The 17,406-nt window shown below is 59.7% G+C and carries 18 protein-coding genes and 1 tRNA gene; 7 read left to right on the top strand and 12 right to left on the bottom strand.

From position 1 onward, the window contains the following. Positions 1-32: 32 nt before the first annotated feature. Positions 33-108, top strand: a tRNA-Lys gene (locus tag ACSBLW_RS12355). Between the two features lie 152 nt (positions 109-260). Here the strand turns inward: ACSBLW_RS12355 and ACSBLW_RS12350 are convergent. The 4 genes from ACSBLW_RS12350 to ACSBLW_RS12335 all read right to left on the bottom strand — a co-directional run bounded on the left by ACSBLW_RS12350 (position 261) and on the right by ACSBLW_RS12335 (position 3,799). Then, positions 261-1,496, bottom strand: a complete 1,236-nt coding sequence (locus tag ACSBLW_RS12350; protein WP_435256922.1) for a saccharopine dehydrogenase NADP-binding domain-containing protein — start codon at positions 1,494-1,496, stop codon at positions 261-263. A gap of 75 nt (positions 1,497-1,571) precedes the next feature. Continuing rightward, entirely contained in the window at positions 1,572-2,666 is a 1,095-nt protein-coding gene (locus tag ACSBLW_RS12345) for a carboxynorspermidine decarboxylase (protein WP_435256921.1), read from the bottom strand. 157 nt (positions 2,667-2,823) lie between these two features. Next, on the bottom strand, positions 2,824-3,528 hold the full coding sequence (locus ACSBLW_RS12340) for a winged helix-turn-helix domain-containing protein (RefSeq protein ID WP_435256920.1): 705 nt from the start codon (positions 3,526-3,528) through the stop codon (positions 2,824-2,826). Beyond that, on the bottom strand, positions 3,500-3,799 hold the full coding sequence (locus tag ACSBLW_RS12335; protein ID WP_435256919.1) for a hypothetical protein: 300 nt from the start codon (positions 3,797-3,799) through the stop codon (positions 3,500-3,502). Before ACSBLW_RS12335 ends, ACSBLW_RS12340 begins: the two co-directional genes overlap by 29 nt. Before the next feature lie 262 nt (positions 3,800-4,061). Here ACSBLW_RS12335 and ACSBLW_RS12330 point away from each other — a divergent pair, with 262 nt between their 5' ends. From ACSBLW_RS12330 to ACSBLW_RS12320, 3 genes are all read left to right on the top strand, one after another. Continuing rightward, the gene (locus tag ACSBLW_RS12330) at positions 4,062-4,664 is read left to right on the top strand and encodes a hypothetical protein (RefSeq protein ID WP_435256918.1); all 603 of its coding nucleotides are present in this window, start codon (positions 4,062-4,064) and stop codon (positions 4,662-4,664) included. Between the two features lie 121 nt (positions 4,665-4,785). Then, a complete protein-coding gene (locus ACSBLW_RS12325; protein ID WP_435256917.1) occupies positions 4,786-5,418 on the top strand; it encodes a ribonuclease HII in 633 nt (210 codons plus the stop codon). 102 nt (positions 5,419-5,520) lie between these two features. Then, entirely contained in the window at positions 5,521-6,642 is a 1,122-nt protein-coding gene (locus tag ACSBLW_RS12320) for a site-specific DNA-methyltransferase (RefSeq protein ID WP_435256916.1), read from the top strand. Positions 6,643-6,856: 214 nt separating this feature from the next. On the opposite strand, the gene ACSBLW_RS12315 is transcribed toward ACSBLW_RS12320, so the two are convergent. Beyond that, the gene (locus tag ACSBLW_RS12315; protein WP_435256915.1) at positions 6,857-7,162 is read right to left on the bottom strand and encodes an HNH endonuclease; all 306 of its coding nucleotides are present in this window, start codon (positions 7,160-7,162) and stop codon (positions 6,857-6,859) included. A 56-nt stretch (positions 7,163-7,218) separates the two neighbouring features. Here ACSBLW_RS12315 and ACSBLW_RS12310 point away from each other — a divergent pair, with 56 nt between their 5' ends. Genes ACSBLW_RS12310 through ACSBLW_RS12300 form a run of 3 tightly spaced genes read left to right on the top strand, consistent with a single transcriptional unit; the run spans position 7,219 to position 10,199 of the window. Then, complete coding sequence (locus tag ACSBLW_RS12310; protein WP_435260104.1) at positions 7,219-8,529, top strand: mechanosensitive ion channel family protein; 1,311 nt, start codon at positions 7,219-7,221, stop codon at positions 8,527-8,529. Continuing rightward, positions 8,522-9,670 carry a TIGR03862 family flavoprotein gene (locus ACSBLW_RS12305; RefSeq protein WP_435256914.1) on the top strand — a complete coding sequence of 383 codons (1,149 nt, stop codon included), beginning with the start codon at positions 8,522-8,524 and terminating at the stop codon, positions 9,668-9,670. The genes ACSBLW_RS12310 and ACSBLW_RS12305 overlap by 8 nt, the downstream gene beginning before the upstream one ends. 58 nt (positions 9,671-9,728) lie before the next feature. Next, on the top strand, positions 9,729-10,199 hold the full coding sequence (locus tag ACSBLW_RS12300; RefSeq protein WP_435256913.1) for a CAP domain-containing protein: 471 nt from the start codon (positions 9,729-9,731) through the stop codon (positions 10,197-10,199). An 8-nt stretch (positions 10,200-10,207) separates the two neighbouring features. On the opposite strand, the gene ACSBLW_RS12295 is transcribed toward ACSBLW_RS12300, so the two are convergent. From ACSBLW_RS12295 to ACSBLW_RS12265, 7 genes are all read right to left on the bottom strand, one after another. After that, positions 10,208-11,284, bottom strand: a complete 1,077-nt coding sequence (locus ACSBLW_RS12295) for an HPP family protein (protein WP_435256912.1) — start codon at positions 11,282-11,284, stop codon at positions 10,208-10,210. Further along, entirely contained in the window at positions 11,281-11,592 is a 312-nt protein-coding gene (locus tag ACSBLW_RS12290; protein WP_435256911.1) for a hypothetical protein, read from the bottom strand. The genes ACSBLW_RS12295 and ACSBLW_RS12290 overlap by 4 nt, the downstream gene beginning before the upstream one ends. Positions 11,593-11,653: 61 nt before the next feature. Beyond that, positions 11,654-12,667, bottom strand: coding sequence for a DNA polymerase III subunit delta (holA, locus tag ACSBLW_RS12285; RefSeq protein WP_435256910.1), 1,014 nt, complete (start codon positions 12,665-12,667; stop codon positions 11,654-11,656). Then, positions 12,664-13,161, bottom strand: coding sequence for an LPS assembly lipoprotein LptE (lptE, locus tag ACSBLW_RS12280; protein ID WP_435256909.1), 498 nt, complete (start codon positions 13,159-13,161; stop codon positions 12,664-12,666). The genes holA and lptE overlap by 4 nt, the downstream gene beginning before the upstream one ends. After that, positions 13,148-15,778 carry a leucine--tRNA ligase gene (leuS, locus tag ACSBLW_RS12275; RefSeq protein ID WP_435256908.1) on the bottom strand — a complete coding sequence of 877 codons (2,631 nt, stop codon included), beginning with the start codon at positions 15,776-15,778 and terminating at the stop codon, positions 13,148-13,150. Before leuS ends, lptE begins: the two co-directional genes overlap by 14 nt. A 138-nt stretch (positions 15,779-15,916) precedes the next feature. Next, on the bottom strand, positions 15,917-16,462 hold the full coding sequence (locus tag ACSBLW_RS12270) for a fasciclin domain-containing protein (RefSeq protein WP_435256907.1): 546 nt from the start codon (positions 16,460-16,462) through the stop codon (positions 15,917-15,919). Positions 16,463-16,610: 148 nt separating this feature from the next. Next, the gene (locus ACSBLW_RS12265) at positions 16,611-17,150 is read right to left on the bottom strand and encodes a DUF3576 domain-containing protein (RefSeq protein ID WP_435256906.1); all 540 of its coding nucleotides are present in this window, start codon (positions 17,148-17,150) and stop codon (positions 16,611-16,613) included. Positions 17,151-17,406 lie beyond the last annotated feature (256 nt).

Here is a 17,406-nt window from a genome sequence, read left to right as displayed (position 1 = left end):
CTGCGCCTGCCCGTAATCAGCGCCCAAGTTGTGGGCCCGTAGCTCAGTTGGTAGAGCAACTGACTTTTAATCAGTGGGTCACAGGTTCGAATCCTGTCGGGCTCACCACTTCTTTCCTGAAAGGCCCGGGCGCAAGTCCGGGCTTTTGGCTTTTCGGGCCAAGGCCCCGATCTTTTTGGGAATCACCTGAGAGGCAGGCAAAGAAAAACCGCCCGAATGGTTCCGGGCGGCTTTGGACATTGTTCGATGACTGTAAGGATTCAGAAGCTGAGCGGGCGGTCGCCTTGGGTGTCCTTGATGCGGGTTGGCAGGCCGATTTCATTCAAGAGATTGATGAAGGGGGCGGGGTCCAATTCTTCGACATTGGCCATATGCCCTACATCCCAGACGCCATCCGCGATCAAGAGAGCCGCCGCGACCGGGGGTACACCTGCGGTATAGCTGATGCCTTGGCTGCCGACTTCTTCATAGGCTTCCTTGTGGTCTGCGACATTGTAGATGAACACCTCGGCTGGCTTGCCATCCTTGGTGCCTTTGACGAAATCGCCGATGCAGGTTTTGCCGGTGTAGTCGGGGGCAAGACTGGCCGGGTCTGGCAGGACCGCCTTGACGACCTTGAGCGGAATCACTTCCTGACCTTCGGCCGTTTTCACGGGCTTTTCGGACAGAAGACCAAGGTTGTTCAACACGGTGAAGACATTGATGTAATGGTCGCCAAAGCCCATCCAGAACCGCACGTCGGCCTGAGGATAGTTGGCTGACAGCGAATGCACCTCATCATGGCCTGTGAGATAGGCTTTTTGCTTGCCGACCACGGGCAGATCCCATTCTTGGCCGACCTCGAACATTTTGTTGGTCTGCCATGCGCCGTTCTGCCACGAATAAACGGTGCCGGTGAATTCGCGGAAGTTGATTTCCGGGTCGAAATTGGTGGCGAACCAGCGGCCGTGGCTGCCAGCATTGATATCGACGATGTCGATTGATGACACAGTATCCAGCATGTCGGCGGCGATACGGGCGTAAGAGTTCACGACACCCGGATCAAAACCCACGCCAAGGATTGCGGTCACGCCTGCAGCCTTGCAGCGTTCACGGCGCTTCCATTCATAATTGCCGTACCAAGGCGGCGTTTCGCAGATCTTGGTCGGGTCCTCGTGAATCGCGGTGTCCATATAGGCCACGCCGGTTTCGATGCAGGCTTCCAATACGGTCATGTTCACGAAGGCAGAGCCGACGTTGATGACGATCTGGCAGCCGGTTTCCCGGATCAGGGCGGCCACGGCGGCGCTGTCCATCGCGTTCAGCGCATGGGCTTTGAACACGCCATCAACCTTCATCGCGGATTTCGCGTGAACAGAGGCGATGATCGCTTCGGCCTTGGACAGCGTGCGGCTGGCGATGTGCAGATCGCCCAGCCGATCGTTGTGTTGTGCGCATTTATGCGCGACGACCTGAGCCACGCCACCGGCGCCGATGATCAGAACATTCCGTTTCACTTCGAACCGTCTCCTTTGCGGACAGAGGGAAGGGGGGCGTTCAAAGCCCCACAAGAGAGTGGGCCAAGGCCCGGATCAGCCGAGGTTGCCCTCGAAATCGGCATAGCCGAATTCACGCGCTACGGTCAGGCTTCCATCCAGTTCGCGTACCACGATGCTGGGCATCTTGACGCCGTTGAACCAGTTCTTCTTGACCATAGTATAGCCCGCGGCATCGGAAATCGAAAGCCGATCGCCAACCGAGAGCCGATTGGGGAAAGTGAATTCGCCGAAGATATCGCCCGCAAGGCAGGATTTGCCGCAGATCATATAGGGGTGATCGCCCGAGGTCTCCATCTTGCCCGACAGGCGATAGATCAGAAGATCAAGCATATGCGCCTCGACCGAGGCATCGACCACGGCCAGATCCTTGCCATTGTTCAGGACATCAAGAACGGTGACCTCAAGGCTGGCGGAATTGGTGATCGCAGCCTCGCCCGGTTCCAGATAGACCTGAATGCCGAAACGGTCTGAAAACTGCTTCAGCCGTGCGGCAAGCTTTGCCACAGGATAGCCTTCGCCGGTGAAGTGAATTCCTCCGCCAAGGCTGACCCATTTCAGACGTTTCAGAAGGGGCGCGAACTCTTCCTCGATCCGGGTCAATTGCTGATCGAACAGGCCGAAATCGGCGTTTTCGCAATTGTAGTGGATCATGAAGCCCGAAATGCGGTCGATGACCGTTTCAATCTTTTTCGCATCCCATTCGCCAAGACGCGAAAAGGGGCGGGCCGGATCGGCCAGATCAAAGCCGCTGGTCGAAAACCGTGGGTTCAGGCGCAAGCCACGAGCGATGCTGGCCGACTGGTTGTCGAACCGCTCAAGCTGGCCGATGGAATTGAAGATGATCTTGTCAGCATAGCCCACGGCCTCGGCAATCTCGTGATCGGCCCAGGCGACGGAATAGGCATGGGTTTCCTTGCCGAATCTCTCGCGGCCCAGTTTCAACTCGTAAAGCGAGGACGAGGTGGTGCCATCCATATGCTGACGCATCTGGTCAAAGACGGGCCAAGTGGCAAAGCATTTCAGCGCGAGCAAAGTCTTGGCGCCAGAACCTTGGCGCAGCTCGTCCATGATGGCCATGTTGCGCGCCAATTTTGCGCGGTCGATCAGGTAGAACGGCGTCTGGATCATCTATAATCCCCCCACGGCTGCATCCCGGACAAGAGCGGCGCTATTTAGGGCCCCCTCCCCCCTGATGCAAGGGTTCTGTCGTCTTTGCGCGACAGAAGCGTGACCAGCGCAAATTTCTTGCAAGAAATTTGCAAATTCGTTTGAACGAATTTGGCGCTTAGACCATTCGGATCACGTCTTTTCCAACCGCCAGCACATAGCCGCGGCGGGCGATGGTTTTCACCAGAAGTTCGCTGACAAGCTGGTTGCCCAAAGCATCGCGCAGGCGTTTGACGCGGGTGGCGCCGGCGGCCTCGTCGCAGTCCGCCTCGCTGCGGCCTGAAATCACGGCCTCGATCTGTGACCCGGTCAGCACTTCGTCGTCCATACGCGCTTCGGCCAGAACCGACAGGGTTTCAAGCGCGGCTTCGGTCAGTTGGAATTCCATATCGTTGATATAGACCGCGCGTCCTTCGCGGCTGATCATAAGGCTGGCCACCTGAATGCCCGAACGTTGAATGGCCGAAATCCGGCGGTTCAGGGCGATGATCATCACCAGAAAGACCAGCGCCGCGATCAGCAGGGCGGTCGAAAACACCAGCAGGACAAAGATCACCATCCGGTAGCTTTGCAGCACCTCGGAAAACGAGGTGCCGCTTTGTGCAAGGATTTCCAGAAGCTTGATCTCGGCCCCGGTCGTCAGATTGTCATTCTCGACGAACAGCCTTTCGACACGGGCGTTGAAAGCATTGGCATCGGGCAGGTTCAGAAACAGAAAGAGCGCCGCGCCGAAAAGGATCAGCACGATTGAGGCGATACCGAAGGCAACCACCCGGTTGCCGGCCTTCAGACTGTCAGAAACGGAGGAAATATTCTCCTGCACTCGCTTGCCTTTCCGCTAGGCCCTCTGGCCCAAAAGTGGACACAACATTCAGCAGCGTCCAGCCCGCCGCTGCCAGCCGGTCGCCCAGTTCAGCCTTTGCCCCTTTTTTCGAGCAATTGGCATCACTGACTTGTGCCACTCCGTAATGCAGGCGCAAGGGGTCATCCTGCTTGGCCTTGTAATCTGCGTAGCATTCCGCCGAGGCGGGCATCGCGGTGAAAAGAAGCGCTGCCACGAACGATAGCAACACACGGGTCTTGGGTCGGGACATGAAACTCTCCTTTCCGGAGATGGCTCGACAGGCGTTGTTTGACCCAACATGGCGCATCTGGCCCCTGATATTCAATATCCGCAAGGGGCAGGTTGCGATGTTATCCGATAACAAGGCCCAATTGGTCGGCTGTTATCCCCTGACAGGGGCCTGATATTGCCTGACCTTTTGGACCGGGGCGAGGGTTCTGACATGACGACCGGCGTGACACCTGCGGCGGTCAGGTAAACCCGATCAGACCTCGATCCGAAAGGAAAATGTGATGTCCCGTTCTCTGAGCCAAAGCCGGTTCCCGACAGAATTTCATGGTCCTGCCCTGACCTTCCGCAAACCGTCCCGCCATCCGATGCGCCGCCTGATGTCTTCAGCCACGATTGCTTTGATGGTTTTGGCTTTGATGATTGCGGCCTCGCTTCCAGCACGGGCGGACAGCCGCAGCGACCAGATGGCCCGGACCCTGATCAGCGCGATTGCCGTGGGAGCGCTGATCCATGGTGTCAACAACACCGGGAAGCGCCGTGCAGAGCCTGTCCATGTCTCGCGCCCCAGTGTGATTCCTGCCCGTTGCGCGATTGAGATCCACGGCAGCCGTCGGTCTGCCACGGTTTACCCGGAACGTTGCCTGCGCCGTGAAGGCGTGCGGTCGCGCCTACCGCAGCAATGCGGGTTTGAAGCGACGATCTACGGCCGCAAGGATCGGGTCTATGGCGCAGAATGTCTGCGGGACGCCGGGTTCCGCGTGCCGGTCCTGCGCAACAGCGATCGTGGCTACCGTGATCACGGCTATGGCCACGGCCGCGACAAGGACCGTGGATATGGTCCTGACCGCGACGACCGCCGCCGCGGACCCCATCGCGGGTACTGAACGGGCAGGGGCGGGCCATCTGCCCCCTGTCCGGCCCGCATCCCCGACCTGCCCTTGGGACGAAGGAACGAGCAGCCCTTCGCCCCCTTTTTATTGCCCGGCGCCCAAGCTAGTCAGGGTCATGGCAAAGACGATCGCAGATTACAGCTTCGAATCGGCCGCACTGGAAAAGGGTGCGGCTTTTGTCGTTGGCGTCGATGAGGTCGGGCGCGGCCCCCTGTGCGGCCCCGTGACAGCGGCTGCGGTTTGGCTCGACCCGAGCCGCATCCCCGAAGGCTTGGCAGACAGCAAGGCCTTGTCGGCGGCAAAGCGAGAGCGCCTGTTCGACACTTTAATGGCCGTCGCAAGGGTCAGCATCGCCCATGCCACGGTCGAAGAGATCGACACGCTGAACATTCTGCGCGCCAGCCATCTGGCAATGGAGCGCGCGATCGCGGGCCTTCCCGCCGATTACGCGCTGATTGACGGCAACATGATTCCGAAAGGTCTGGCTCTTTCCGCCGAAGCGGTGGTGAAGGGAGATGCGAAATCGTTGTCGATCGCAGCGGCCTCGATTTGCGCAAAAGTCACACGTGATCGGCTCATGGTGGATTTGGCGCAACAGTACCCCGGCTACGGCTGGGAAGTGAACGCGGGATACCCGACAAAACAGCATCTGAATGCGCTTCTAAATCTTGGGGTGACCCCCGTGCATAGACGTTCGTTCAAGCCTGTGCACAACATCTTGTATCAAGACGTTTCTGTAAGTGATTGATTCAAAAAAGAATTTGACGGCGAATCAGCTCTGACTCATCTTAGACCCATCAACCGGCCCACCAAATGAGGCCGCCAGATTGATCTGGGACAGAGGCAGAATATGACGAAGATGACCGCGCAGCAGGGGGCGAAACTCCCGCTGAACCAAATTCTTGAAGGCGATTGCATCGAGGCGATGAACAGCCTTCCCGAGGCGTCCGTAGACCTGATCTTTGCGGACCCGCCCTATAACCTTCAGTTGAAGGGCGATCTTCATCGTCCCGACAATTCCAAGGTTGATGCGGTGGACGACCATTGGGACCAGTTTTCCAGCTTTGCCGTCTATGACCAATTCACCCGCGACTGGCTGAAAGCCGCGCGTCGCCTGTTGAAACCAACGGGTGCGATCTGGGCTATTGGCAGCTATCACAACATTTTCCGGGTTGGCGCCGCAATGCAGGATGCCGGGTTCTGGATGCTGAATGATGTGGTCTGGCGCAAGTCGAACCCGATGCCGAACTTCAAGGGCAAGCGCCTGACCAATGCGCATGAGACGCTGATCTGGGCCAGCAAGGAAGAAAACGCCAAGTACACCTTCAACTATGAGGCGTTGAAGGCGCTGAATGACGGTGTGCAGATGCGGTCGGACTGGGTGTTGCCGATTTGCACGGGGCACGAGCGTCTGAAGGACGAGAACGGCGACAAAGCGCATCCGACGCAAAAGCCGGAAAGCCTGTTGCATCGGGTCTTGGTGGCCACCACCAATCCGGGCGACGTGGTGCTGGACCCGTTCTTTGGTACCGGCACGACCGGGGCTGTGGCCAAGATGCTGGGCCGCGATTTCATCGGGATTGAACGCGAAGAGGCCTATCGCAAGGTCGCAACCGAGCGTCTGGCCCGGATCCGCAAGTTTGACGCGAGCGGTCTGGAAGTGACCGGGTCAAAGCGCGCCGAACCGCGCGTGCCCTTTGGCCAAGTGGTCGAACGTGGTATGCTGCGGCCGGGCGAAGAGCTTTATTCGCAGGGCAGCCGTTTCAAGGCCAAGGTCCGTGCCGATGGCACGCTTGTGGGCAATGACATCAAGGGGTCAATCCATCAGGTTGGGGCAGCCTATGAAAAGGCGCCGTCCTGCAATGGCTGGACCTATTGGCACTTCAAGCGCGATGGCAAGATGATTCCAATTGACATCCTTCGCCAGCAGATTCGCGCCGAGATGGAGGCCGATCAGGCCCGCCCGAACTGATCCAATGGGGCGCGTGTGCTGCACGCGCCTTTTTCACACCGATTGATGGTTTACGCCTGCGCCGTGGTCCGCCCGCGGTGCGACTTGCCCCGCCATGTCTTCATGGCGGGGTTTTTTCCATTCGCCCCCTGTTGCTTTGTCGCCGGAAGAGCGGACCGGGGCTCTGCCCCGGACCCCGGGATATTTGAGCCAAGATAAAGACGGTGGGCTTTGGTCATTTCTTGCGGCGCGGGCCACCGGGGGTGCGCGACAGAAAGCCGGGAGGGCGTTTGGCGACCCAGTCGAGGAAAGGGCGAAGCCGGTCGCTTGTTCGCAGAGCCTCGGGCGTGTTGAAGTGCCGGGCCAGTTCGGTTTCCGTAAAACGGGCGTGGATTTCCTTGTGGCAGATATGGTGCAGCAAAACCGTTGGCCCTCCCTTGCCACCCTTGAGGCGAGGGATGAGGTGATGCAGGCTTTGTGCAACGTCAGCGGGGATCGGACGCAGGCAAAGCGGGCAGATCGGATCGGGATCACTTGTCATGGGCTTTGTTCCGCGCCAAAGGATGGAGGGGAACCGGGAAAAGGCAAGGTATGAGTATGGGCGGTCAGCCGGAAATTCTGGGCAATGTGATGGTCTGGTTGGATGAAGCCGGACAAATGGCGCTGGGTTGGCTTACGTCACCCGCCGCATGGTCGCAATTCGCGCTTTTGGTGGTGGCCTTTCTTGCAGCACGTGTAATCGCCGCAAAGGCGACCCGCGCTGTGACCAAGTTCGTGACCCCGGCCGAGGACAAGACCGGGATGATCGCCAGCTTGCGCCGGTTCTCGTTGCGATTTCTTCCCCTTTTGCTGCCGCTGATTGCCTACGGGCTTACCGCGCTGGGCGAGGCCTTTACGCGGTCAATGTTCGGATCGGGTGATGTCATCGCCTTTGGCAAGCGTTTGTTCATTTTCATCGCCGCACGCCTGTTCGTGGAAAAGGTGCTGACCGACGGCTTCCTGCGGCTTTTGGGGAAATATGTGCTGATCCCGGTGGCCGCGCTTTATGCGCTGGGCGTGCTGGACCTGATCATGGTCAAGCTGGAAGAAGCACAGATCGTTCTGGGCAATATCCAGTTTTCGGTGATGGCGCTGATCCGCGGCGTGATTGCCGGGGCCATCCTGTTCTGGATGGGCTCTTGGTCAAATCGTCAGTCGGCCGATTACATCAAGTCGCAAAAGGAACTGCGTCCTGCCACGCGGGAATTGGCGGTGAAGGCGACCGAGATCCTGATCTTTGGCGCGGCTTTCTTGCTGCTGATGTCGATCATGGGAATCGACCTGACCGCCATCGCGGTCTTGGGCGGCGCGCTTGGCGTTGGGATCGGGCTTGGGTTGCAGCAGATCGCCGCCAACTTCATCAGCGGCATCATCCTCTTGGTCGAGGGGCAGACGACCGTGGGCGACTATGTCGAACTGGATGGCGGCGAAAAAGGCACCATCGTCAAGATGACGGCACGGGCCTGTATTCTGGAAACCTTTGACGGCAAGTGGATTGTTGTTCCGAATGAACATTTCATCACCAGTCGCGTGGTGAACTATTCCGATGCAGGCAGCGCCAACCGTTACGAGGCGGAATTTTCGGTCAGCTATAACACCGATATCAACCGCATCCCCGAAATCGTGGAAAAGGCCGTCGCAGCCCTGCCTTTTGTCTTGGAAAAACCTGATGGCCCGGATTGCGAGCTAACTGGTTTTGGCGAATCCAGTGTGGATTTCGTGCTGGAATATTGGGTGAACGGCATTGACGACGGAAAGAACAAGTACCGTTCGCCCGTGCTGTTTGCCATCTGGAACGCGCTGAAGGCCGAAGGCATCGAGATGCCCTTCCCGCAGCGCGTGGTGCATCTGAAGCAGGCGCATGAGTGACGCGCTGGTCATTGGGGGCGGTCCCGCGGGCCTGATGGCGGCCGAGGAATTGGCCCGGGCAGGACGGCGGGTTTTGGTGGCTGAGGCAAAGCCCACGGTCGCGCGCAAGTTTCTGATGGCCGGAAAATCCGGGTTGAACGTGACCAAGGACGAAGCCTTGCCCGCGTTTTCCCAGCACTACGACAGCGATTGGCTGACCCCGATGCTGGCCGCGTTCGGGCCGGAAGCTGTGAAGGACTGGTGCCGCGACTTGGGCCAAGAGGTCTTTACCGGCACTTCCGGGCGGGTGTTTCCGGTGAAAATGAAAGGCTCGCCCCTGCTGCGGGCTTGGCTGGCGCGACTGGCGGACTTGGGCGTGGAGATCAGAACCCGGTGGCGCTGGCTGGGGTTTGCAGGAGACGCTCTAGCCTTTGACACGCCCGAGGGACGCCAAGTCTTGCGGCCCAAGGTCACGGTACTGGCGCTGGGCGGCGCAAGCTGGGCGCGGCTGGGGTCGGATGCCGCCTGGGTGCCGTGGCTTGTGGAAAAGGGTGTTCAGATCTCGCCGTTTCAGCCCGCGAATATGGGCTTTCGTGTCGACTGGTCGCCTCATATGGCACGGCATTTTGGGCAGGCGGTCAAGGGGGCCGTTCTGAGCGTGGAGGGTCGACGTGAGCGTGGGGAGTTCGTGGTGTCTGCAAAGGGGATGGAGGGCGGGGGCATCTATGCTGTCAGTCGCGCTCTGCGTGGCGGGGCACGGCTGCACCTTGACCTGATGCCAGACTTGTCACCGCAAGCCCTGCAAGCGCGATTGGCACGGTTGAAAGCGTCCGACAGTCTTGGAAACCGGCTGCGCAAGCTGGGCCTTTCGCCGGTGGCAGCGGCCTTGGTCTTGGAATTCGGGCGCGGACTGGACTTGGAGCAGGCGTTGACGGCATTGCCAATTCCCTTGTTGGGTCCGCGCCCGATAGATGAGGCGATCTCGGTCGCCGGCGGAATCACTCGCGCTGCGCTGACCGAAGGTTTGGAACTGAAAGCCCTTCCTCGCATCTTTGCCTGTGGCGAAATGCTGGATTGGGAGGCGCCTACGGGCGGATATCTGCTGACCGGGTGCTGGGCCAGCGGCAAATGGGCAGGCCGTCACGCGGCCTTGTGCAGATAAACAAGCGATTCTTTCAAACTGCTGCTATCCTTCCTGCAAATTGCGCAGCGAGGATCGTATGTTTTCCAAATCAATCGTTTTGGCCAGCCTTCTGGCGCTTTCCACGACGGCCAGCTTTGCCTGCACCAAGCCGAAACAAGCCGCCGCGATGGAGGCAGAGATGATTGGCTGGATCAACGCACAGCGAAAGGCGAAGGGACTGGCGACCTTGTCCAAGAACGGAAACCTGACAAAGGCTGCGCAACAGCATGCCTGCGACATGGCCGACCGCAGGTATTTCGCCCATCAGCGGGCTGGTGGGCCGGATATGGGGCAGCGCATCAAGTCCAATGGCTACCGTTACCGCACGGCCGCAGAAAACATCGCGAAGATGGGCAGCCCATCCGTGAACTCCACCGCGATGATCTGGAAAAACTCTCCCGGCCATTGGGCTAATATCCTGAAATCCAATGTGCGCGAAATCGGCATCGGTCTGGCCGTGGCCGATGGCAAATATTACTGGGTGATGAACGTCGGACGATCCAAGTAGCAGCGACGCTATTCCCCGCGCAACGCGCGCGCCAGCACGCCGATCAGATCTGACCGCGTGATGATCCCGACCAGCTTTCCATCCTCGACCACGGGCAAGACCCGAAGGCGGCCTGTGGTCAGGTGGGGTAAGACCTCGGGCAATTCGGCGGTAGGCGCAACCGTATCGACCTTTTGCATAAGGCTTTGTGCGCTGGCGTCTTCAGCGGCATCAAGCAGCGCGGATTGACGCAACAGGCCCAGATAAAGACCGTGCTCGGTGACGGGAATCGACCGAAAGGGATGTTCCTTGAAGGCCGCGCCGATTTCCGGAAGCGTGGCCGTTGGGGGCAGGGTAAAGGGGGCGGCCGTCATCATCGACCCAGCGGCCATATGACCAAGATGATGGGCCGTCGCCTCAGCCTCGACAGCCGCAATCAGGCGTGACAGGTCGGTGACGCCGATATTTGCCGAAAGTTTCAACCGTTCAAGGATTGCGGCAAGGCTGATCGCTTCCTTCGGCAGGGTTTCGTTGGCTTGCCGGAAGGGATAGCGCCGCCCGGTCAGCGGGTTGAAAACCATCCCGAACAGCACCAGCAAGACCGACCCCACGGTGACAGTGGCCAAGACAAAGGCCACGCCCGTTTCAGTCCCAGAAAAATGCAAAAGCACCGCGTTCAGCGCCATCGCCGCGCCGGGCGGGTGAAGGGCGCGGACGGCTGACATGGCGATGACCGAAAGCCCAACCCCCGTGGCCGCGGCCAAAACCGGATAGGGCAATAGCCAGACGCAAAGTGCGCCGCAAGCACAGCCAATCGTATTGCCGATGATCACCGACCACGGTTGCGCCAAGGGGCTGTTCGGCACCGTCAGGATCAGAAAGGCCGTGGCCGCAAACGGAGAAACAAGGATCAACTCGCGCATGGGATCGCCCGTTCCGCCCGGAAGCGCGGGCGTAAAATGGCGCAATGTCCACAAAAGAATGTCGGTCAGCGCGATGGCCAAGGCCGTGCCCAATGTGGCACGCAACAATTCCCCTCGGGATGTTTCGCCCATGGCCGGGGTCATATGGCGCCAAACCGCCCGGATCAGGCGGTCAGGGGTCACGGTGCAGGGGCCTCGACAGTTTCCAGAACGGTTTGCCCTTCGGGCGCCGGCGGAAATTCGGGCCGGCTCTCTTGCCAGAAATACAGACGCAGATGATCGGGCGCGCCATCCTCGGCAATCAGTTGCCAAGCCAAGCGAGTGCCTTCCATCAACAGACCCTCTGCGTAGAAAACGATTTCTTCATTTTCCAGCGTTTCTCCCAGTGCATCGGTCCATTCGCCATTGCCGGCCCAAAAGGCCAAGGCCTCAACGCCCTTTGCGCGGCGGAGGGTGCTTTTCAGCTGATTCAGGATGACATCAAGCGACATATCGGCCTCGGGTCTGGTGCTTTCGGGATGCAATTCCCAAGGCCGCAGGTCAAGGCCCCAATCAACGACGCATCATCGCCAGACGGATCAGGGCGCGTTCCATCAGGGCCATTCCCGGCGCCCGGCTGGCAGATCGCAGGGTCAGGTCTGTGTCCAGCAGCGTGGTGACGGCGCCTTCCAAGGCTCTCCCGCCCCACGCGCTGGCTTGCCGTTGCATCATATCGCGGCGGGGGCCAAAGACGCGCGCCTTCTGCAAACCGGCTTGCACCCCACCCGGATCGGTCGCCGCCATGTGCAGCGACCGGAAATGCCGCATCGCCTGAATGCACAGCGTCACCGGCGTCACGCCTTGGCCTTCCAGCCGCCGCATCAGAAGGCCAATCTCTTTCTGTCGCCCGTCGGCCACAGCATTCAGCAGATCATCCACCTCGGCCTCAACCGTGGCAGGGGCCATCACCGCCACATCGGCAGGGGTCAGGGGCGTCGGGTCGCCAAACTTGTAAAGCGCGATCTTTTCCAAGGTCTGGCGGAAATCGCCGGGGTCCAACGCGCGGGCCAGGGTCGTCAGATCGGCCATCGCTTCGCGGTCAATGCTGACCAGCCCGGCCTTTTTCAGCGCGTCTTCGATTTCCTCCCGCGAGGGTGGGTCGTCGTAGAGAATCGCTGAAAACGCGTGTGGGGCCTTGTCGAACAGGCCTTTCAGGGTGGATTTGCCCGTCAAACCGCCCGCCGTGACCACAATCGTGGCATCGCCGGGCTTCCACTCTTTCAACGCATCCCCGATGACCCCGGTCAGACCATCGGTTGCGTCCTCGACAAAAACCACGCGCGGACCGGGGAAGAACCCCACCGCCTTTATTCCATCCAGCAGCGCCGCCCCATCTTTGCGCAAATCCCCGGCAGGAAGCCGCGTCAGCCGCATCTCGGCCTCACCTTCCGGGCCAATCAGGGCAGCGATCACCTCTTGCCGCTTTAAGGCCACCCGCATGGCATCGGCCCCGGCAATCAGCAGGCCCGCTTTCGAGGGGTCAGGCTTGGCAAAATAACGGCTGGCTTCGATCCCTTTCAGGATCATTGGCTCTGCTCCGCCCAAGTGCCAGCAGTGGCAATCAGCCGCGTCACGATCTGATCCGCCAGCATCCGCATCAGCCGAAGGCTGGCTTCTTCCTCGGCAGCAAGCCCCGCTACGGTCGACCCGGTCGCCGAAAAGGCCGCGAAGTTTTCCACTTTACCGCCTGCGACTCGGGCATCGGTTTCTGTGCTGATCAGCGACCACTCGACCGATCCGGTCAGGTGAAAGCGCTGAATTGTATTGTCGGGCGTGATCCCGACCTGACTGGACCGTGTCTTGATCGTGTAATTCAAGGCATAGCGGGGCTGCGAGGGCAGTCCCAACCGCTCTTCCAGCCGTTCCACCAGATCGAATCCTGCCTTGTCGCTCGGTTCTGCCACGCGGATCGAACCCTGCAACTTCGACGCAGGGCTCCCCGGCGCGTAGGCCGGGGAAAAGCCGCAGGCGGCCAGCGCCAGCGGCAGCAGAATCAGGCTTCGACGGTTAAACGACGACATTGATGATGCGCCCCGGAACAACGATGATCTTCTTCACCGGCTGTCCGGCAAGGAATTTCACCACATCCTCATTCGCAAGCGCGATCTTTTCAACCTCAGACGCGGGCAGGTCTTTTGCCACGCTGATTTCCGCCCGCCGCTTGCCGTTGATCTGGATCGGCAGCGTGACAGTATCATCAACCAAGAGCGCCGGATCGGCCTTTGGCCAGGCCGCCTGACAGCACAGCCCCACGCCGCCCTGATAGGCCCAGATCGATTCGGCGATATGCGGAACCATCGGTTGCATCAGTTGCGCCAAGGTGCGGATCGCCTCTTTCATCACCGGGGTCGAGGCATTGGCCTTCGACAAGGTGTTGGTAAAGCCATAAAGTCCGGCAATCGCCTTGTTGAAGGCAAAACCTTCAATCGCTTGCGTCACGTCATGCACCGCGCGGGCCGTCGCCTTTCGCAAGTCCTGATCGCCTTCGCCCACATGATCGGCCGGCATTTCGCCAATGCGCGAACACAGCGCCCAGACACGGGCAAGATGCTTGTAGGTCGCCTCGGCCCCGGCGCTGGTCCATTCCACGTCCCGCTCGGGCGGGCTGTCCGACATCACGAACCAGCGGGCGGTATCCGCGCCAAACTGGGCGATGATGTTCATCGGATCGACGACGTTCTTCTTCGACTTCGACATCTTTGCCGATGGGATGACCTCGACGAGCAGACCTTCGTCAGAAAGGGCGCGAACCCAGGCATCGACGTCATCTACCATGTCCAGCGGCGGCTCGACATTCCCCATGACCACGACGCGACGGTCGGCGATGGTGAAGACCGTCACATCTTCGGGCAGGTGATAGACCGGGCGGCCATTAGCATCCGTGGTCTTGTAAATCTCATGCGTCACCATGCCTTGGGTGAACAGCGCATTGAACGGCTCGCGGCTCTTTTCCGGCAGATGTCCGGTTTCGTTCATCGCACGCGCAAAGAACCGGCTGTACAGCAGGTGCAGAATCGCATGTTCGATGCCGCCGATATACTGATCGACATTCATCCAGTACTCGGCATCGGGCAGGCTGGTCGGTGTATTGGCGCGCGGGCTGGTAAAGCGGGCGTAGTACCAAGACGAATCGACAAAGGTGTCCATCGTATCTGTTTCACGCCGCGCAGGCGCACCGCAGGCCGGGCAGGTGCAGTCACGCCATGTCGGGTGGCGGTCCAGCGGGTTGCCGGGAATGTCAAAGCTCACGTCATCTGGCAACTTGATCGGCAGGTTTTCCTTCTTTTCCGGCACAACGCCGCAAGTGGCGCAATGCACCACGGGAATCGGGCAGCCCCAATAGCGCTGACGGGAAATGCCCCAGTCGCGCAGGCGGAATTTGGTAACGCCTTGGCCATAGCCATTGGTCTCGGCATGGGCAATTGCGGCGGCAACACCGTCATCCCCGGTCTGCACCGCATCCCCGGCAAAGCCGCGCACATAGCGCACACGCTCGGATTTCATCGGCACATAGGCCTCGGTCAGGGCCGCATCCTCGGCGCCTTCGGCTACAAAAACGGCCTTGATCGGCAGGCTGTATTTGGTGGCAAAGTCAAAGTCGCGCTGGTCATGGCCGGGGCAGCCGAAAATCGCGCCGGTGCCGTAATCCATCAGAATGAAGTTGGCGATCCAGACTGGCAGTTCCCAATTCGGGTCCAGCGGGTGACGCACGCGAATGCCGGTGTCAAAACCAACCTTCTCGGCCTTTTCAATCTCTTCAGCCGAGGTGCCACCCTTGCGGCATTCCGCGACAAAAGCAGCCACTTGCGGATCAGCCTCCAGCGCCTTGGCCAGCGGGTGATCGGGGCTGATCGCAGCAAAAGAGGCGCCCATCAGCGTATCGGGCCGGGTCGTGTAAACCTCTAGCTTTTCAAAGCCTTTTGGCGCGCCAACTGTTTCAAAGGCGAATTGCAGACCGCGCGACTTGCCAATCCAGTTTGCCTGCATCAGGCGCACTTTTTCTGGCCAGTTGGTCAGCCCGTCCAGCGCGTTCAACAGATCCTCTGAGTAATCCGAGATCTTGAAGAACCACTGCGTCAGTTCTCGCCGCTCCACCGCCGCGCCCGACCGCCAGCCCTTGCCGTCGATCACCTGCTCGTTGGCAAGCACGGTCATGTCGACCGGGTCCCAGTTCACCACCGCGTTCTTGCGATAGACCAGACCCTTTTCCAGCATGTCGAGGAACATCGCCTGCTGCTGGCCGTAATATTCCGGGTCGCAGGTGGCAAATTCGCGGGTCCAATCGATCGACAGACCCAGTGGCTTCATCTGGCCGCGCATGTCGGCGATGTTGCCATAGGTCCAGTCCTTCGGATGGCCGCCTCGCTCCATCGCGGCGTTTTCAGCCGGCATCCCAAAGGCGTCCCAACCCATCGGGTGCAGCACCGAAAACCCTTGCGCGGCCTTATAGCGGGCGACCACATCGCCCATCGTGTAGTTGCGGACGTGCCCCATGTGGATGCGGCCCGATGGATAGGGGAACATCTCCAGCACATAGTACTTCGGCTTGGCCGGATCGCGCTTGGCCAGAAAGGCCTGCGCCTCATCCCAGGCTTTTTGCCATTTGGTTTCGATCTGGGCGGGTTCGTAGCGCGACATGAGTAACCTCCGGGTTCCGGGGGGAATTACACCGATGCGCGGGCCAAGGTCCAGTGCAATGGCTGGATCCGGTTGCCCAGAAAGAAATGGGCCGGGAAAATCCCGACCCATCACCTTAAACAGTTCCGACGGGTGGCCTTACTTCGGCACAAGTACGGCGTTCACAACGTGAATGACGCCGTTCGACTGGTTCACGTCGCCAATCGTGACCTGCGACGCATTCCCTGATTCATCGACGAGATAGAGGTTGCGACCGCGCACCGTGGCCGACAGGGCATCGCCCGAAAGGGTTTGCATGTGGAAATAGCCATCCTTCGAAGCCTTTGCCTTCCGCATGATCTCGGAGCCCGAAAGCTTGCCCGCAACGACATGGGCGGTCAGCACCTTGGTCAGCATATCCTTGTTTTCAGGCTTCAGCAGCGTGTCTACGGTTCCAGCGGGAAGCGCCGCAAAGGCGGCATTCACTGGCGCAAACACGGTGAACGGACCGTCAGATTGCAAAGCGTCGACCAGACCCGCCGCTTTGACAGCAGCCACCAGCGTCGTGTGATCCGCCGAATTCACGGCATTCTCGACAATATTCTTTGTCTCGAACATTGCCGCACCGCCCACCATCGGGTTTTCGGCCAAGACAGGCGTTGCAACGGAAAGTGCCAGCACAGCGGTCAGGGTTTTGAAGTTCATGGTTCTTTTCCTCCACAATCCGGCCGCCAATCGACCGGGTATGCAGCAGGAACGAGTCCATTTTTATCGAAGTTTCAGATTTCCGCGAAGATCACCGCTCCGTGAAGCGCTGTAACAAGCGCCGTGCGAAATCGCATCCAGCGTCTGATCAAAGCTTCGAATCGCGGATACGCAACTGGCGCGCACGAGTCAGAATCGCGTCTTCGATCGCTTTGGCCGTCTCTGCAGGAACAGCGCCGCCCCGCGATTGCAGGGCCACACGCAGCGACCGCGCATCCAGCGCCGGGTCTTGCACATAGATCGTCGCGCGATAGGCGCGACCGCCGCCGGGGGGCGTGCCGTAGCCGGTCACGATAACGCCAGTGAACGGGTCAACCGATTCAATCGGCAGGAAATTCAGCACTTCAAGGCTGGCCTGCCACAGATACTTGTTCACTTCGACCGTGGTGTTCGGGTCAGACGTGTTGGTGAACAGATCCCAGATGGTCGAACGGCGTTTGTCTTCGCCATTGGCGCGGGCCAAGGCTGCACGCTGGGCATCGGCCCGTTCCTTCGACGCAAGCTGCTCGTCGGTCGGAACCCCGGTCCGGCTGAACAGGTTGCTGCTGCCAATACCGCCCCCACAGGCAGAAAGGGCGCCAAGGACGCCGGTCATGACTGCAATGCGCGTAAAGCGGTGAAGGAACATCCCGACCCCCGAAATTCATTCTTTTGCTGTCTAGCCTAGCCCTTACAGCGTGCCAAGGCTTTTTGACGGCAGGTCCAAAGGCGGTTGCAAGCGGCCGCTCGGGCGAAAATTGGCGAAAGTCTAAAAACGCATCTCCAAAAGTTAACTCAGAAGCAAAAGAATGTGTCTGGGGCATTCTAAAATATGTATTTAGAAACAATATGATGTAGCAAGTAGGCCGCACAGTTTGATGATCTCGCGACCGTCTCCTTGGCTC

This window comes from Thioclava sp. FR2, assembly GCF_051200875.1.
Classification (GTDB): Bacteria; Pseudomonadota; Alphaproteobacteria; order Rhodobacterales; family Rhodobacteraceae; genus Pseudotabrizicola.
This window is presented reverse-complemented; position numbering and strand designations above follow the sequence as displayed.

Coding starts and splice junctions, on each gene's coding strand:
- ACSBLW_RS12345 (WP_435256921.1), bottom strand. CDS start 2,666: ATGATCCAGACGCCGTTCTACCTGATCGACCGCGCAAAATTGGCGCGC.
- ACSBLW_RS12335 (WP_435256919.1), bottom strand. CDS start 3,799: ATGTCCCGACCCAAGACCCGTGTGTTGCTATCGTTCGTGGCAGCGCTT.
- ACSBLW_RS12330 (WP_435256918.1), top strand. CDS start 4,062: ATGTCCCGTTCTCTGAGCCAAAGCCGGTTCCCGACAGAATTTCATGGT.
- ACSBLW_RS12325 (WP_435256917.1), top strand. CDS start 4,786: ATGGCAAAGACGATCGCAGATTACAGCTTCGAATCGGCCGCACTGGAA.
- ACSBLW_RS12320 (WP_435256916.1), top strand. CDS start 5,521: ATGACGAAGATGACCGCGCAGCAGGGGGCGAAACTCCCGCTGAACCAA.
- ACSBLW_RS12315 (WP_435256915.1), bottom strand. CDS start 7,162: ATGACAAGTGATCCCGATCCGATCTGCCCGCTTTGCCTGCGTCCGATC.
- ACSBLW_RS12310 (WP_435260104.1), top strand. CDS start 7,219: ATGGGCGGTCAGCCGGAAATTCTGGGCAATGTGATGGTCTGGTTGGAT.
- ACSBLW_RS12305 (WP_435256914.1), top strand. CDS start 8,522: ATGAGTGACGCGCTGGTCATTGGGGGCGGTCCCGCGGGCCTGATGGCG.
- ACSBLW_RS12300 (WP_435256913.1), top strand. CDS start 9,729: ATGTTTTCCAAATCAATCGTTTTGGCCAGCCTTCTGGCGCTTTCCACG.
- ACSBLW_RS12290 (WP_435256911.1), bottom strand. CDS start 11,592: ATGTCGCTTGATGTCATCCTGAATCAGCTGAAAAGCACCCTCCGCCGC.
- holA (WP_435256910.1), bottom strand. CDS start 12,667: ATGATCCTGAAAGGGATCGAAGCCAGCCGTTATTTTGCCAAGCCTGAC.
- lptE (WP_435256909.1), bottom strand. CDS start 13,161: ATGTCGTCGTTTAACCGTCGAAGCCTGATTCTGCTGCCGCTGGCGCTG.
- leuS (WP_435256908.1), bottom strand. CDS start 15,778: ATGTCGCGCTACGAACCCGCCCAGATCGAAACCAAATGGCAAAAAGCC.
- ACSBLW_RS12270 (WP_435256907.1), bottom strand. CDS start 16,462: ATGAACTTCAAAACCCTGACCGCTGTGCTGGCACTTTCCGTTGCAACG.
- ACSBLW_RS12265 (WP_435256906.1), bottom strand. CDS start 17,150: ATGTTCCTTCACCGCTTTACGCGCATTGCAGTCATGACCGGCGTCCTT.